Origin of the sequence: Shewanella carassii, from assembly GCF_019670705.1 — a bacterium.
Classification (GTDB): Bacteria; Pseudomonadota; Gammaproteobacteria; order Enterobacterales; family Shewanellaceae; genus Shewanella; species Shewanella carassii.
The window spans coordinates 700513-714094 of record NZ_AP024618.1; the positions used below are offsets into that span (position 1 = coordinate 700513).

Annotated in this window: 14 protein-coding genes; 8 read left to right on the top strand and 6 right to left on the bottom strand. The window is 52.8% G+C overall.

Features of this window, described 5'->3' with window-relative positions; translation table 11 throughout:
* Position 1: 1 nt before the first annotated feature.
* The 4 genes from K5621_RS03300 (at position 2) to K5621_RS03315 (ending at position 2822) form a co-directional block, all read left to right on the top strand.
* Positions 2 to 355, top strand: coding sequence for a DP-EP family protein (locus tag K5621_RS03300; protein WP_071476765.1), 354 nt, complete (start codon positions 2 to 4; stop codon positions 353 to 355).
* A gap of 133 nt (positions 356 to 488) precedes the next feature.
* Positions 489 to 1229 carry a DP-EP family protein gene (locus K5621_RS03305; RefSeq protein ID WP_221050412.1) on the top strand — a complete coding sequence of 247 codons (741 nt, stop codon included), beginning with the start codon at positions 489 to 491 and terminating at the stop codon, positions 1227 to 1229.
* Between the two features lie 365 nt (positions 1230 to 1594).
* Positions 1595 to 2527 (top strand): sensor domain-containing diguanylate cyclase, encoded by a 933-nt coding sequence (locus K5621_RS03310; RefSeq protein ID WP_025011740.1) that lies wholly within the window; start codon positions 1595 to 1597, stop codon positions 2525 to 2527.
* A 10-nt stretch (positions 2528 to 2537) separates the two neighbouring features.
* Positions 2538 to 2822 carry a hypothetical protein gene (locus K5621_RS03315; RefSeq protein ID WP_101095660.1) on the top strand — a complete coding sequence of 95 codons (285 nt, stop codon included), beginning with the start codon at positions 2538 to 2540 and terminating at the stop codon, positions 2820 to 2822.
* Here K5621_RS03315 and K5621_RS03320 read toward each other — a convergent pair.
* Positions 2792 to 3400, bottom strand: coding sequence for a histidine phosphatase family protein (locus K5621_RS03320; RefSeq protein ID WP_221050413.1), 609 nt, complete (start codon positions 3398 to 3400; stop codon positions 2792 to 2794). The two genes, K5621_RS03315 and K5621_RS03320, sit on opposite strands and share 31 nt — an antisense overlap.
* A 345-nt stretch (positions 3401 to 3745) precedes the next feature.
* Between K5621_RS03320 and K5621_RS03325 the strand changes: the two genes are divergently transcribed.
* Positions 3746 to 4555, top strand: coding sequence for a hypothetical protein (locus K5621_RS03325; RefSeq protein ID WP_221050414.1), 810 nt, complete (start codon positions 3746 to 3748; stop codon positions 4553 to 4555).
* Between the two features lie 241 nt (positions 4556 to 4796).
* Here the strand turns inward: K5621_RS03325 and K5621_RS03330 are convergent, their stop codons facing one another.
* The 5 genes from K5621_RS03330 to K5621_RS03350 form a co-directional block, all read right to left on the bottom strand.
* Complete coding sequence (locus K5621_RS03330) at positions 4797 to 5537, bottom strand: ion channel protein Tsx (RefSeq protein WP_221050415.1); 741 nt, start codon at positions 5535 to 5537, stop codon at positions 4797 to 4799.
* A 10-nt stretch (positions 5538 to 5547) separates the two neighbouring features.
* Complete coding sequence (locus tag K5621_RS03335) at positions 5548 to 6045, bottom strand: DUF2165 domain-containing protein (protein ID WP_071237391.1); 498 nt, start codon at positions 6043 to 6045, stop codon at positions 5548 to 5550.
* 241 nt (positions 6046 to 6286) lie between these two features.
* A complete protein-coding gene (locus K5621_RS03340) occupies positions 6287 to 6988 on the bottom strand; it encodes a TetR/AcrR family transcriptional regulator (RefSeq protein ID WP_221050416.1) in 702 nt (233 codons plus the stop codon).
* 1049 nt (positions 6989 to 8037) lie between these two features.
* Positions 8038 to 8187, bottom strand: coding sequence for a hypothetical protein (locus K5621_RS03345; RefSeq protein ID WP_221050417.1), 150 nt, complete (start codon positions 8185 to 8187; stop codon positions 8038 to 8040).
* 80 nt (positions 8188 to 8267) lie between these two features.
* Positions 8268 to 9827, bottom strand: coding sequence for a POT-type proton-dependent oligopeptide transporter (locus K5621_RS03350; RefSeq protein WP_071237389.1), 1560 nt, complete (start codon positions 9825 to 9827; stop codon positions 8268 to 8270).
* Positions 9828 to 10064: 237 nt separating this feature from the next.
* On the opposite strand from K5621_RS03350, the gene K5621_RS03355 reads away from it, so the two are divergent.
* From K5621_RS03355 to tsgA, 3 genes are all read left to right on the top strand, one after another.
* Complete coding sequence (locus K5621_RS03355) at positions 10065 to 11237, top strand: winged helix-turn-helix domain-containing protein (RefSeq protein WP_425332464.1); 1173 nt, start codon at positions 10065 to 10067, stop codon at positions 11235 to 11237.
* Between the two features lie 158 nt (positions 11238 to 11395).
* Positions 11396 to 12094: a purine-nucleoside phosphorylase gene (gene deoD, locus K5621_RS03360; RefSeq protein ID WP_129979196.1), complete on the top strand. Its 699-nt coding sequence runs from the start codon at positions 11396 to 11398 to the stop codon at positions 12092 to 12094.
* Positions 12095 to 12397: 303 nt separating this feature from the next.
* Positions 12398 to 13570, top strand: coding sequence for an MFS transporter TsgA (gene tsgA / locus K5621_RS03365; RefSeq protein WP_100143136.1), 1173 nt, complete (start codon positions 12398 to 12400; stop codon positions 13568 to 13570).
* Positions 13571 to 13582 lie beyond the last annotated feature (12 nt).

Here is a 13582-nt window from a genome sequence, read left to right on the forward strand (position 1 = left end):
TATGTCTGTACCCGTAAAAAATATCATTGTAACCATTACTCTGGATGATAACCGCGTGCCTCAGTTTGCCTATGAGCCGGACGGCCCAGTAGTGGTAGATAAGCCCAATACTCATATTATTTATAAGCTGCAGGACAAGACTGATATGGATCTGGCCTTTGTCGGCGCTTCTTTCGATACCCCCTTCGACGGCATTATCGATGCGGTCAAGACCGAGGCCCCGGATATGTTGATACTAATGGATACCAACTCTGTGGTGGGCAAGACAGGCTTTAGGCTGATCCTCAGTAACAGCAGCAACACTCTGCTGGTTTCAAGCCAAGATCCCGAAGTCGTGAATACCGGAAACGACTGAGTAATTTTATGTTGCTGAAAGGGTGTTTAATCCAAGCTTGATTACATTAACCTGGGTGGCTTCTGTCCCGGAGCTACCCAATCAGTTTTTCATCTCCACATAAGGCATGTGGAGCGATTGACATGGAGTCGTTATGCGTATTGCTTTGATGGCCAGCGCGCTGCTGGCAAGCTTTCCCCTGGCACTGAGTGCCGCTACTCAGGCCGAGATCGATCTGGCGATGGCACCGGTAAAGAGTGACGCCGAGTTGCAACTCTTGCTGGCCGAGCCTTCGCCGTTGGAGCCCTTGGGGCAGTCTTTACCCGCCTTTATCAATAGCTTGGTGTTTGGCGAACAGGGGTTGGTGAAACTGGATCGCCGGCTGTTGCAACAACCACTGAGTGCTTCGGAAGTCTATCGGATCCTGGCGCTGTTTGGCTGGCAGTCAAGGATGGCCGAGTTTGACCAGGCGGCGCAGCTGAGCCAAACCGACAGCCTATTGTTGAGGCCGCGTTTACCTTACTGTGATGTCAGTGAGCCCGTGGTGCTGAGTGTTACTCTGGATAGCGCCCGGCAGGCGAGCTTTCACTATTCGCAGCAGGGCGTGGAGTGCAGTGGTGATGTGGTGGTCAGTGAACCTGCGGTGATCACCTACCAACTGTTGAACCTGGAAGATTCTCCGGCCGGGCTGAAATTTGTCGGTGCCGCCTTCACCAACCCCTTCGATGGTCATATCGATCGGGTCGAAGTCAGCGCCGATGGCCTGACGCTGCAGCTGCATGACCCTATGCGCAATACAGGCACAGGCAAGTATCAATTCCTGTTCAGCAGTGAGGAATCGCCACTCTTGCTGGCCAGCCCAGATCCTCAGGTTATTAATCGACCCAAACTTTAAATCCGGCTTGATTGCATTAATCGGAGTGGTGTCTGTCTCAGCTGCTACTCATTAGAGATATTCTGCTTGTTCTCGTTTCAGTGTGGGGGCTCTAATCTTAAAGTTGTCACTAAGGATATAAAGTAACTATTTTCCCCGAACCGTGCCGAACGGGGATTCTTTCCCGCCCGAAAGGCTCCTATGGTTGCCAATCACTGCCGCATTTCTGTGGTTGGACGCCTTTCCTGCCTACAGAAGGTTGGAATTATTAACGATATTTTTCAATTAATTACATCGTAAGCTTATCAGAAGGTTAGCCTTGTACGTACGCGCTAGAGTTATCCCTGTCGAAATTGAACAACCCGCAGGTCGGGAGGGAGAACAGCATGGCAAGCCCCTACAGCAATGAAGCTGGTTTTAGTCAGTGTGAGTGTGACAGCGAGGCTCTGGCGACCCTGATTGAGTGCATGCAGCAACCTATGGTGCTGGCCGATGGTGAGGGCAAAGTGCTGGCGGTGAACTCTCCGGCGGCCGAGCTGCTGGGCGATCAGAGCGAAACCTTTGCCGGTGAATTCTGGCATACCTGGTTGGCGGCGCCTTACCGTAGCCGCTACGCCAGCATGTTCAGCAGCCAATACGGTCGCCAGGTACCGCTGCAACATGGTCCCTGGGAGGTATTGCTCAGACGTGTCGATGGGGTCGAGCTGCCGGTGAATCTATCGCTTTCCTTTATTCAGGGCTTGCTGCCGCTGTTTGTGATTGGTTTGCATGATCTCAGCGGTCACAGGGATGAGATTAAACGCCTGTCCACCCTGGCGGCGACCGACTATTTGACCGGACTGGCCAATCGCCGCACCTTTACCGAGACACTGGAACGCCAGTGGCAGCAGTGCGTCGATAAGCACAAGCCCATCAGCACCTTGATCATAGATGCCGACCATTTCAAACAGTTCAACGATCAGCATGGTCACCTGATGGGGGACGAATGCCTGAAATTGATGGCCAAGACCATAGCTGCGGCGTTGCCATCGCCCCAGTGTCTGGCGGCGCGTTTTGGCGGTGAGGAGTTTGCCCTGGTGTTGCCCGGATTCAACAGCGCCATGGCCTGGGTGGTGGCCGAGCAAATAGCCGAGGCCATTCGTAGTCTGGACTTCGTCAAATTGGGGCTGAGCCGTGAGGTTTGTGTCAGTGTCAGCCAGGGGATTGCCACTGAGATCAATGGCCAGTACCGCACGGCCGAGGCCATGCTCAGCGCGGCGGACACAGCCCTGTACCGGGCCAAGAGCGATGGCCGCGACAGGATCAAGTTATCCGCCTGAGGAGGAGAGGATGAACTGGTATGTGATGACGCTGATGCCCAGCGCCCGGGAGCGGGCCGACTGGTTTGTCAATATTCAGCTGCGGCGCTACTGCCATTCGCCGAAAAAAGCCGCCCTGAGACTGTGGAAGGGCTACTGCACCGAACCTTTGGTAAGGCAACTGCTGAGCGACTTACAACAGATAGCCGCGGCCGAGGGACAACTCCCGGCGGAAGAGCAACGCTATTTGCAGGCCTTGCTGGCCCACTTCGACTGGTTGGCGAGTCAGCAACAGATGCGTTTGAGCCTCTCCTGAGCCTCACTGTGAAAGTGATAGAGGGCATCCTGAGGTTTGTCCTGACGCCAAAGTGCCTTGTCATCCAGGCCCAGCAACAGGGCGCGCAGGATAATCCCTGTCAGGCCGTGCGATACAAGGATTACTCGCTCCGGGGTTGCCGGATCGGTCAGCCAATGTGCCAGCCGCTGTTGCACCTGGGGTAGTGTTTCTGCGCCCGGGCCCTGCAGATACCAGTCATTGCGCCCGGCAAGCTCGGGTCTGGCGGCGTGGATATCGGCGACCCGGGTCTGCTCCCATTCACCTAAACCGCATTCAATCACCCTGGGCTCGGCGATAATGGTGCCGGGATCCCGGTAAAGCACCTCTGCCACCAGAGTCGCCGTTTCCATGGCTCTTCCCAGCGGGCTGGAAACCAGCTGAAATTCGTGTTCGGGATTTCCTGCCGATTGCCGCAGCTGTTGTTGCAAGGCAACACCATAGGCCTTGGCCTGCGCCCTGCCGAGTTCGGTCAGCGGTGAGTTACAGTGTCCCTGCAGCTTACCGGCGGCATTAAACTCAGTCTGGCCGTGGCGTAGTATAAATATTTCCTTTGGCATGGCGATCAATTCCCGATACTGCTTAAACGGTTGGCTGCAAAAGAGGGTACTCCCCGGCTGGGGAAGGAGCAAGTTGCAGCGCCTTTGGTAACTCGAATCTGTTAACCGAGGAGTGTCGGTATCGGCCGAGCGCAGGATCGGCTGCCAGATTGGGTCGGTGAGTTGCCTTATCAAAAAATGGCTTGTTGAAGCATACAAATATTCTGTAGTAGCGGCCCATTGCTCAAATTAACCGAGGGAGATGGCTATAATTTTGAATGTGCGTCAAGGCGCACGGGGATGTGTTGAAATGCTGCCAAGCCTGAGCCGCGTGAGTGCTCCGGCCCGAACGATTGCAGAGGGAATATGAAATATCTTTTAGCGAGTATCCTGGCATTGCTGGGCAGTTATCAGTGCATTGCTGCTGAGCCTGAGTGGAAGCTGGCTTTTGGGCTTCATGATTTTCAGGTGGAAAGTTCAGACACCCTGGGGGCCCATGTGGCAGTGAGTCTGGATTATCTCACCGAGTCAGAGATTGCCCTTCATGGCAACCTGAACATCTATCTCGATAACGATAAAGATAAGCTGGATCCCGATCATATTCCTATCTGGTTTCAGTCCGGCTACTTTGCCCGGGGCCAGTGGCTAACTCTGACGGATAACTTAACCCTGGATTGGCAACTGTCGCTGCGGGGAAAGCGTAATACCGTCAGTTCGGTAGAAAAACAGATTAAGCTCTATCCTTCGTTGTTACTGGACTACCATCGGCAGGCCGTTGGCATGACTGCCGAGGTGGGAATGGGGTACTACTATCTTGAGATTGACGATGATGTGCCCAAGTCCCGCGGTTATCAACGTGGCGAGTTTGGCAATGATGCCACGGCCTGGACTACTGCACTGGGGGGATTTTGGTTATTGGCCCCGAGTTGGAAGCTTGAGGGCCATCTAGCGTATTGGGCCGATGGCAGTGAAACTCTGGAGACGGTTTACAAGGTGGGCCTGACTGTGAATACCCCGAGGTTGTTCAAGGCATCTGAGTTAACCTTATCTATGGAGCATACCTGCTACAACTTGGACCATTACGATAAATGGCCCAAGGAGAGTGTAGAGTATCAACCTATACTGCCCTGGGATGAAGATACTTTATATCGGCTCTATTTCACTGTCCCCTGGTGAGTCCAGGCTATCAAGCCGTCTTATTCGGCTTGACTCTAGTGGCGGTCGATTGGGGTTGAGGGCTTGCATTCAGACCTGTAAGTCGACGCAGAGCACGCATGGGACTTGTTCGCACCTTCTTTAGACTATTCGTAATGGGTTGCGCCGGAAAAAGAGGCCGATAATGGTATATAAAAGTCGATATTTAGGTGACTGAAATATACCATCTCGGCCTTCTTGGCGGTGATGACAGTTTTACGTCTTACAGGTGATATTTAACGATAAAGGAAAAGTTGTTTTGGTCTTCGCCTTTAACACCATACTTGTTGAGCCACAGAGAGTACTCTATTCCTATCATGAGTTTATTCTTTTTCCCCATTAGATAGGCTCCCAAGTCATATTTTAATTGGGGATTGAAATGGAATGTTTCCTCCTTAATGGCTTCATCGTAAGAAACTACCCAGTCAATATAGCCATCAAATACTACCTGGCTATCACCCAACGGCCAGCTGAATTTGAAACTGGGTGAGAGTTGCCAACCATCACTGATATTGTCACTATTCAGCCCCTGACGCCGATAAAAATTAACCTTGAAATAGTCTGCGGTTGGCAGATTAAAGTCGACCCCCAAACCATAAAGCAGGCTCTCTACATCGCCTTTGCCTTCTTCAAGACTCAGAGCCAAAGATAAGTCGTTGACTATGTTGTTGTCGTACTTTACGTCAAATATTTTCGCCGAACTAAAGCGGGTTGTCAGTTCGCCGTAGTTGCTTCGCTCACTACCAAGGGAGTGATGAAAATGCGTAAAGTCCTGAAACAAAAACCAATCGCCATAACGCCAGCCTCCAGCCGATTCCAGGGTCAGGGTAAACTGTTGATCGGATGGTGCCAGTTTAAAGTCTTCGCCATAGAGGCCGGTTACGCTGAAATCATGCCAGTTTACCAAAGGGGCGGCCTGAATTGGCAGGGTGAGCATAGCCAAGGGTAGCAATAGTCGTTTCACTCGAACTCTCCTACTTGGCCAGCTTGAGGCAGACACCGCCCAACATGGCCATCATGACTATGCGGGTGGCATCACGCAGACCGTTCCAGTGCTGAGATTGCCAGCTGGCAAACCATTCACCACCTGCCGCCTGGAAAATAAAGCCCCATACTAATACCGCCAATCCCATGGCTATCAGGGCTAAGGTCTTCTGCTGTTCAAAGGTTTGACTATCAGAGTTAAAGTGTTTGGCAAGCTTGAACAGCCCCAGGAAGCCGCAGAAGGTGAGGGTAGCTTCGATAATGATGATGGAAATAAAGCCTATCATATGGACAGAAGGTGCGGTGACGGCACGCCACATAATATCCGGGCTGTTATAGGTGGTGTCCATGGAAAATACGTGGCGCACAAATTGTAGGTTGGATTCTGAATCAGTGATATTACCCAGACAGCCGATAGCGGCGATGGTCGTTACTGTCAGAACTATCATCATTGAAAAAAAACGAAACGCATTGGTTGAATTAAACATGGGATACTCCGTTATTTTTAGTGGTCGCAACTATCTTTCACTTATTTTATTTCTTAGGGTATTCCAGTGTTAATAAGTGTGGCTGGCGCGTAGTTTGATAGGGTGTTTTATGATTTTTTTTCGAAAACCATCGGCGCATTATGATCTGAAAAGAATTAAAGATTAGTTGATTAGATGTTGGTTGAGCTTGCTCTTGTCAGTAAGAATAAAACTCTTGTTATCAGGGAAAGGCATAAAATCATCAAAGCTGGGATAATGCCGACTCGATTCGGGTATGAGATGTATTATCCAGAGGATGTTGCCACTGAAGGTTATTAATGACTTCAAACAGTATGTTATACAGAGGGATTGGCTTGAGTGATGCCGGTTCCTCTTCCAAGATCAAGGTTGTCGACAGTGCCATGGCCCCCCGTTGAATGCATAGCACTGTATTGCGGCAAAGGGCGATTTGTTCATCGCTGGAAAGTAATTCCCCCTGCAATTTGGCGCGTTGCAGAAAACGTTTGGTTCCCTGACAAAAGGGGATTAACTGTTTACGTAGTTGTTCCTGGCGTTCTTCTGAGGCACTGGCCGATATTTGGGGCAGTTCAGCGAGTACAGAAATACTGGTGCTGAAACGATTTGGCGAAATAAAGGGAAGTAGGTTTAATGTCAGCCAGGTTTCTGCCGGACGCAGTTTCATGCAAAGCACAGAGGTGTGCATCACCAGCAAGCGTTGGGTCTCCTTGGCCATCAGGGTAACCAGCAGGTCTTCCTTGTTGATGAAGTGGCTATAGAGGGTGCCCATACTGCAGTTGGCTCTTTTCGCCAGTTGCGAGAATCGGAAGGATATTAACCCCTCTTCTTTAATTATTTGATCTGCAGCATTGAGAAGAAGCTCCTCCCTCTTTTTAAATTTTTCGCTTTTTCCCTGCATGATACTGATAGTCAATGACTTATTCATAAACCATATCAGCCTAAGGCTTTTTTTTCATCCGCATGTTTACGTGCTTGTTCACATAAAAATTATAAAAAACGAAAAATTATCATAAGTATAGAAAATGTTATTTTTTCAATAGTCTATGCGTATTATTGGTGCTCGCTGAGCCGGATGCCGGGGGCATCTGTTTATATTACTTCGAGCCTCGACATCCCTGTCTCGGCTACGCCAATTTGCAACAACGCCAGCGGCGGCTCCGAAGGGGGATTTGATGCAATTCTTCCCATACAGAGTTGTTTTAAACTGCAGACATACGCCTATTTTCCAGGCATAGGCGGGACTGTGACCTTCCTAGCCAGGGATGGCGAGGCAGAGCTTATATGGACGTACTCGAATAACGTCCCTGTTTAACGGTCAGCTCGTCATCCATGACTCGTGCTCGAAAGCATGTTGCTGCGAAACTCTCGCCGTGTCACAGGACCGCCTGTGCATAAGCCGGCGGCAAGCAATGAGCAACATCTATCGCCGGAAGCTCGGGCAATATTAGCTTAGATACTTTTAGCTGGAGCCATGATCGCCGCTGTACCAGCGTCCTAAAGTCGTGGAGCAAATGCATCCATGCACAAGGGCCAGTTCGCCATCCCTGGCTCTCGCTCGTAGCCGGTCGCTACGCGACACCGAGGGGGGAAGTCGGTGCAATTATTCCTCCAACAGTGTCGTATTTAGCTGCAGATGTGCGCCTAATTCCAGGCACAGGCGGAACTGTGACCTTCCGAGGCATGGACGCCGAGGTAGAGCTTACAGGGACGTACTCGCAGCGAGTCACAGGATCGCCTGTGCATAAGCCTGCGGCAGGCAATGGGAGACATCCGTTGCTGGAAGTTCAATCTATGTTATTTGGCTATTTTGAGCTGAAAGCAATGCTAGCCGCTGTGTCAGCGGCCTAAAGTCGTGGAGCAAATGCATCCATGCATAACGGCAGTATTTGAAAGCACGTTGCTGCGAAACTCTCGCCGTGTCACTGGATTGACTGTGCGAGAGGCCGTTCTCGGACGTCCTGTCCTTCACGGCATTCAGGCTTCCTGCCCATCCTCACTGCTGGGTATTGGCTGCAGCTTAGCCAATACCCAGGCACAGGATTGTCTGTGCAACAGGTTGTTCTTGGCAGCGCCGCTATCGGGGAAGGGAATAACTTGGTTTCCGGCGGTTATTATTATCGGCAATGAAAAAGACCCAACTCACGTTGGGTCTTTGGAGGGGGGAAATCAAGGAGGTTTTGCCGCTCAGGTTGGCGGCAAACGCCTTAACCCTGTTGCGGTTCCACTGCCCGATAATGATCTTGCATGGTGTAAGAGCGGGCATAGAGCGCAAACACCAAGGCGGCCAGCAGGGCGAAGCCGGCGAAGAAGAACATCTGGAAGGCGGTGACACTCAGGCCGGTTTCGGCAATCTGATTGGTCACGGCATCGCTCTTGACGCTGGCGTTGGCTAATAGCACCCAGAGGTTGCCCACAGTGACCGATAGGGTCCAGAAACTCATGATGCTGCCTTTCATCGACTTGGGTGCCTGGCTGTAGGCAAACTCTAATCCGGTGGCAGAAACCAGTACTTCACCGAAAGTCAGCAGTGCATAAGGCAATACTTGCCAGGTGATGGACATGGGGGTGCCGCCATCCATCATCAACTGAATGCTGCCTATTACTATCCAGGAAAGGCCGGAGAAAGCGATACCCGCACCCATTTTACGCAGGGCATTGAGACGCATGCCGCTGCGCTCCAGCATGGGGTAAAGCACAAAGTTATTAAAGGGGATCAGCAGCATAACCAGCAGTGGGTTGAGTGCTTGCATCATGGCCGGTTCAAACCAGTCCGGCTTGACCATGTCGTTGGCCTGTAAAATCCAGGTGGAAGCCTTTTGATCGAACAGTGACCAGAAGGGAGTGACCAAGGCAAACAGGATTAAGATGCGGAATACGGCGCGCACACCGTCCACCGCCTCGAGCGGATGTTGATTGCGGGCCCGCTCCAGCTGCATGGAGGCGCCTATGCCGACAAAGCCCATCAAGAGCACCATCGCCAGACAGAGCGCGGTCACCACTCCCAGGCTGTCGTATTGGGTGAGGGAAAACAGCGCCAGCACTATGCCTATGGCACTCAGCAGCAAACCTGTATTGGCCTTGCCTGGCACCGGAGTGAAGATGGCGCTCTTGAGCACCGGCAGGAAGCCGTGTGGATCTTTGGGCTCGGGTTGCTGGTGGACATAACGTTTACGGCCGCCCCAGAAGAATACCGTGGCGATAAACATCAATACCCCCGGGATACCGAAGGCCACTGAAGGGCCAAAGAATTTCAGCAGCAGCGGCATCGACAGCGAGGCGAAGAAGGAGCCGAAGTTGATGGTGAAATAGAACATGTCGAAGGCTTTTTGCGCCAACGACTTATTGCTCTGATCGAACTGATCGCCCATGAATGAGGACACTAGCGGCTTGATGCCGCCCGAGCCCAAGGCTATCAGAAACAGGCCTGAGTAGAAGCCGGTTTTGCTGGTTTCGAAAATCGCCAGGAAGGCATGGCCAATCACATAGACTATGCTAAGCCATAAAATGGTGTGGTATTTGCCGAAGAAACGGTCGGCCAACCAGCCCCCCAAGAGAGGGAAGAAATACACCCCGATCACAAAGGAGTGGAACACATCTTTGGCCTCACCCTGACGCAGTTCTTCCGGCACCGACAGCAGCAAAGCCGTCATCAGGAAGGGGGTCAGAATGTTGCGCATACCGTAAAAACTGAAACGCTCGCAGGCTTCACTGGCAATGATAAAAGGGATCTGTCGCGGCCAACGCGCAGAGGAAGGTGAGCTCATAATGTACCTTGGTTATTGTCGATTCTAATAAAGGTTGCAGCTATATGCGCATAATCCGGCTTTCCATTCAACTCTGGAGCTTGGCAAAAGCGTATTTTTTGTGAGCTTGAGTACAAATTTGCATCGAAAGTCATGAAAAGGGCAAACTGATTACTCGCATTGGCAGCGGCATTGAGCTGTCATCATAGCGCCACGCTAAACCAAGGCTATCGGGAGCCAGGCACCATGAATACACCCTTGTATGGACCATTGACCATCGCTGAATGGCTCAGGCTCAACCTGCAGCGCCAGGGCTTGTTGCAACCGGCGGCATCGGCGGCGGCCATGATCCATCAGCTGGGCTATGTGCAGATAGATTCCATCAATGTGGTCGAGCGGGCTCATCACCATGTGCTGCATAGCCGGTTGCCCGGTTATCATCCCGAGCAGCTGCAACAGGCTATGGCCGCTAAAGAGGTGTTCGAGTACTGGGCTCACGCCGCGGCCTATCTGCTCATGAGTGACTACAGGTACAGCCTGCAACGCAAACGGCAACTGAGTCAGGGGGATAAACACTGGTTTGAACCGGACGAGCCCTTGATGCGGGAAGTGCTTGCCAGAGTGCGCGCCGAGGGGCCGCTCAAGGCCAGTGATTTTGAACACTCAAGTGATCCGCGTGGCAGTTGGTGGGACTGGAAACCGGCCAAGAAGGCGCTGGAACAGCTGTTTATGCGCGGCGAGTTAATGGTACTGCGGCGTGAACGGTTTCAAAAGGTTTATGATTTGGCCGAGCGGGTGCTCCCGCCGGGGATAGATACCCGGGTGCCCGACGATGATGAGTTTGGCCGGTATCTGGTGAACCGTTTTCTCAATGCCAACGGTTTTGGCTCAGAGGCCCAGTTTGCCTATCTGCGTAAAGGCATGCGGCTGGTTATCAAGCGGGTGTTGGCCCAAGGGCTGGAGGCCGGTGAACTGCAGCAATTTAAGGTCGATGGTCAGCAGTATTTCTGCCCGGCAGAACTGAGTGCGCCGCCCATGATCCCGGATCGGGTCTGGCTGCTCAATCCCTTCGATAACCTGGTTATTCAACGTAACCGCTTAAAGCAATGGTTTGGCTTTGACTATCAACTGGAGGTGTACCTGCCGCAGGAAAAGCGAGTTTACGGCTATTTCAGCCTGGCCATCCTCTGGCGCCAGCAGTTTATCGGCCGGGTCGACGTCAAGGCCGACCGGCCGCGCCAATGCCTATTGTTGCAAAACCTGGTGTTGGAGCCTGAGTATGCCAATCGGCCTTTGGATGATGGATTGCTGGCCGAGCTTACCAGGGCCATTGCCGACTATGCCCGTTTCAATGCCTGCGAGCGTTGGAAGTTGGTGCGCAGTAATCACAAGGAGCTAAAGCAGCGCTGGCGCCGTTTGCAAAGTTTATAGTGCCGACTCGGCTCTGTGCCTGCCTTAAAATAGCCGTGTAGTTGGCTGAGAGGAGTGTGGCATTTTGGTAAACAAATCCCCGCAAGCGGACTTTTGTCCTCAAGGCTTTTTTGGCGTCGCCGGTAGACTCGGGCCAGTTTTTATCCGAGGAACAGCTTATGACAGCACATATCAACGCCGCCAAAGGCGATTTTGCCAAGACAGTTATCATGCCCGGCGATCCTTTGCGGGCCAAATACATTGCCGAGCACTTTCTCGATGATGCCCGCGAGGTGACTTCGGTGCGCAATATGCTGGGTTATACCGGCAGTTGGCAGGGTAAGCCGGTTTCCGTAATGGGCCACGGCATGGGAATTCCCTCCATGGTGCTTTATGGTCATGAGCTGATCAACGACTTCGGGGTTGAGCGTATCATTCGGGTGGGCAGCCTGGGGGCGACCCAGCGTCAGGTGCAGATGCGTGATGTGATCCTGGCTCAGGCGGCGGGGACAGATTCAGTCACCAACGCCAAGCGCAGCGCAGGTTATCATATGCCGACTTCGGCCAGCTTCCCGCTGCTGCTTAAGGCCTGGGAACAGGCTAAGGTCCAGGGGCTGAATGTCAGGGTGGGTAATGTGTTCAGCGGCGATCTCTACTATGACCCGGATGAAGATCTGATCCCGGCGCTGGAGCGCTTCGGCATTCTGGGAATAGATATGGAAGTGGCCGGTCTCTATGGCCTAGCGCAGCAGTTCGGTATCGAGGCCTTGGCGATTCTGACCGTATCGGATCACTGCCTCACAGGTGAAGAAACCAGCGCCGAAGAGCGCCAGCTGTCGTTTAACCAGATGATCTCGCTGGCGCTGGCCGTGGCCTAAGGAAGGTGCAAACAAGTCCCATGTGTGCTCTGCGTCGGCTTACGGGCCTGGATGCAAGGCGTGGTTCGCAGCAAATGGCCCTAGTCCTTTGCAAGAAGCACAACACAGCAGGCAGGCTTGTAAGCCACGCCCTTCGGGGCTTTCACAGCAACCGGCTCTCTGCGTTATCTGACTTCGACAGGCCCCGGCATGCCTTCAGTCAGATGCCTTGAACGCCAATTGCTGTGCAAGCCACTCTCTACAAAAGAGAAGGCAACGAGGACTTATTCGCACCTTCCCTAATACGTTGATGGATGATAAGAAATGAATAATAAAATCACACTGACGGCCATCAGTTTTCTGGCCAACTTTATCATGGCGGGTTTTGCCTCTCAGTTCGGTATGTTGATAGAGCCGATAGCCACCCGCTTCGGAGCCGATGTCAACGATGTGGCTTCAATCTTCTCACTGCTGAACGGCGGCGCCCTAGCGGGCACTGTTGTGGCCTTTTTGTTGATTGAAAAGGTCGGTATCAAGCCGATGACACTGCTGAGCTATGCCGTTATCTTCCTGTCGGCGCTGGCGCTGCATTTTGGCTCTTCGTTGACCGTGGTTATGGTGGCCATGACGCTGGTGGGTTTGTGCGGCGGCATCGGCCTGTGTATCGCTGGTACTCTGGTGGTGTCCCTGTGGCAGGAGCGAATCCAGTCCACCATGCTGGTGGTGCAGGATGCCACCTTTAACGTGGCCGGGGTGGTGTTTCCGTTGATCACCACTTATGCCCTAACGCACTCCATGGCCTGGAGTTACAGCTATCTGGCGGTAGGCCTGGTGGCCCTGCTGACTCTGGCACTGGCGGCCTTCACTTCATTCAGCCGAGTGCAGGGCCAGGGTGAACAGGCGCAGTCCGCTCAACGTTCCGAGTGGAACTTCGGTATTATCAGCGGCGGTCTGGGGCTGTTTCTGGGCATGTTGGCGCTCTATACCTTCCTCACTTGGGCGCCTATGTTTGTGAAGCAGAAGTTTGAGATCCCGTTTGAAGAGGCGGGCAATATTATCACCCAGTACTGGTCGGCGGCGTTGGTGGGCGCCTTGATCTCAACCCTGATAGTGACCCGGATGCAGATCCGCCACTTCCTGTTGATGATCATCTCGTTGGCATTGCTGCTCACCAGCTGGATTGTCAGCTGTGGCGATCTGGAAACCCTGGGGTACCTGACCTATGGCTACGGCTTTGTCTGCGCCGCGCTCTATAACGCCTTTATCGCCTATGGGGTTTCCTTTGTGAAACAAGCCAGTAGCCGCAATGTGTCTTTCATTCTGATCAGCGGCAGTGCCGGCGCCATGTTCAGCCCGGCGATCAGCTCAATGGCGGAAAAGATAGTGGGCTTGCAGACCGTCATGTATGCCATTCCTGTGCTCTACGGGGTGATCTTGCTGATGCTGCTGGTGTCCAATTTGGGCTTTAAGCGTCAGGCCGAGGCGGCTGCGGTCTGAGCCTGAAGATCT

Excerpts from the sequence above, each read along its gene's own strand:
- K5621_RS03300 (WP_071476765.1), top strand. The coding sequence starts at position 2 with ATGTCTGTACCCGTAAAAAATATCATTGTAACCATTACTCTGGATGAT.
- K5621_RS03305 (WP_221050412.1), top strand. The coding sequence starts at position 489 with ATGCGTATTGCTTTGATGGCCAGCGCGCTGCTGGCAAGCTTTCCCCTG.
- K5621_RS03310 (WP_025011740.1), top strand. The coding sequence starts at position 1,595 with ATGGCAAGCCCCTACAGCAATGAAGCTGGTTTTAGTCAGTGTGAGTGT.
- K5621_RS03315 (WP_101095660.1), top strand. The coding sequence starts at position 2,538 with ATGAACTGGTATGTGATGACGCTGATGCCCAGCGCCCGGGAGCGGGCC.
- K5621_RS03320 (WP_221050413.1), bottom strand. The coding sequence starts at position 3,400 with ATGCCAAAGGAAATATTTATACTACGCCACGGCCAGACTGAGTTTAAT.
- K5621_RS03325 (WP_221050414.1), top strand. The coding sequence starts at position 3,746 with ATGAAATATCTTTTAGCGAGTATCCTGGCATTGCTGGGCAGTTATCAG.
- K5621_RS03335 (WP_071237391.1), bottom strand. The coding sequence starts at position 6,045 with ATGTTTAATTCAACCAATGCGTTTCGTTTTTTTTCAATGATGATAGTT.
- K5621_RS03340 (WP_221050416.1), bottom strand. The coding sequence starts at position 6,988 with ATGAATAAGTCATTGACTATCAGTATCATGCAGGGAAAAAGCGAAAAA.
- K5621_RS03350 (WP_071237389.1), bottom strand. The coding sequence starts at position 9,827 with ATGAGCTCACCTTCCTCTGCGCGTTGGCCGCGACAGATCCCTTTTATC.
- deoD (WP_129979196.1), top strand. The coding sequence starts at position 11,396 with ATGACAGCACATATCAACGCCGCCAAAGGCGATTTTGCCAAGACAGTT.
- tsgA (WP_100143136.1), top strand. The coding sequence starts at position 12,398 with ATGAATAATAAAATCACACTGACGGCCATCAGTTTTCTGGCCAACTTT.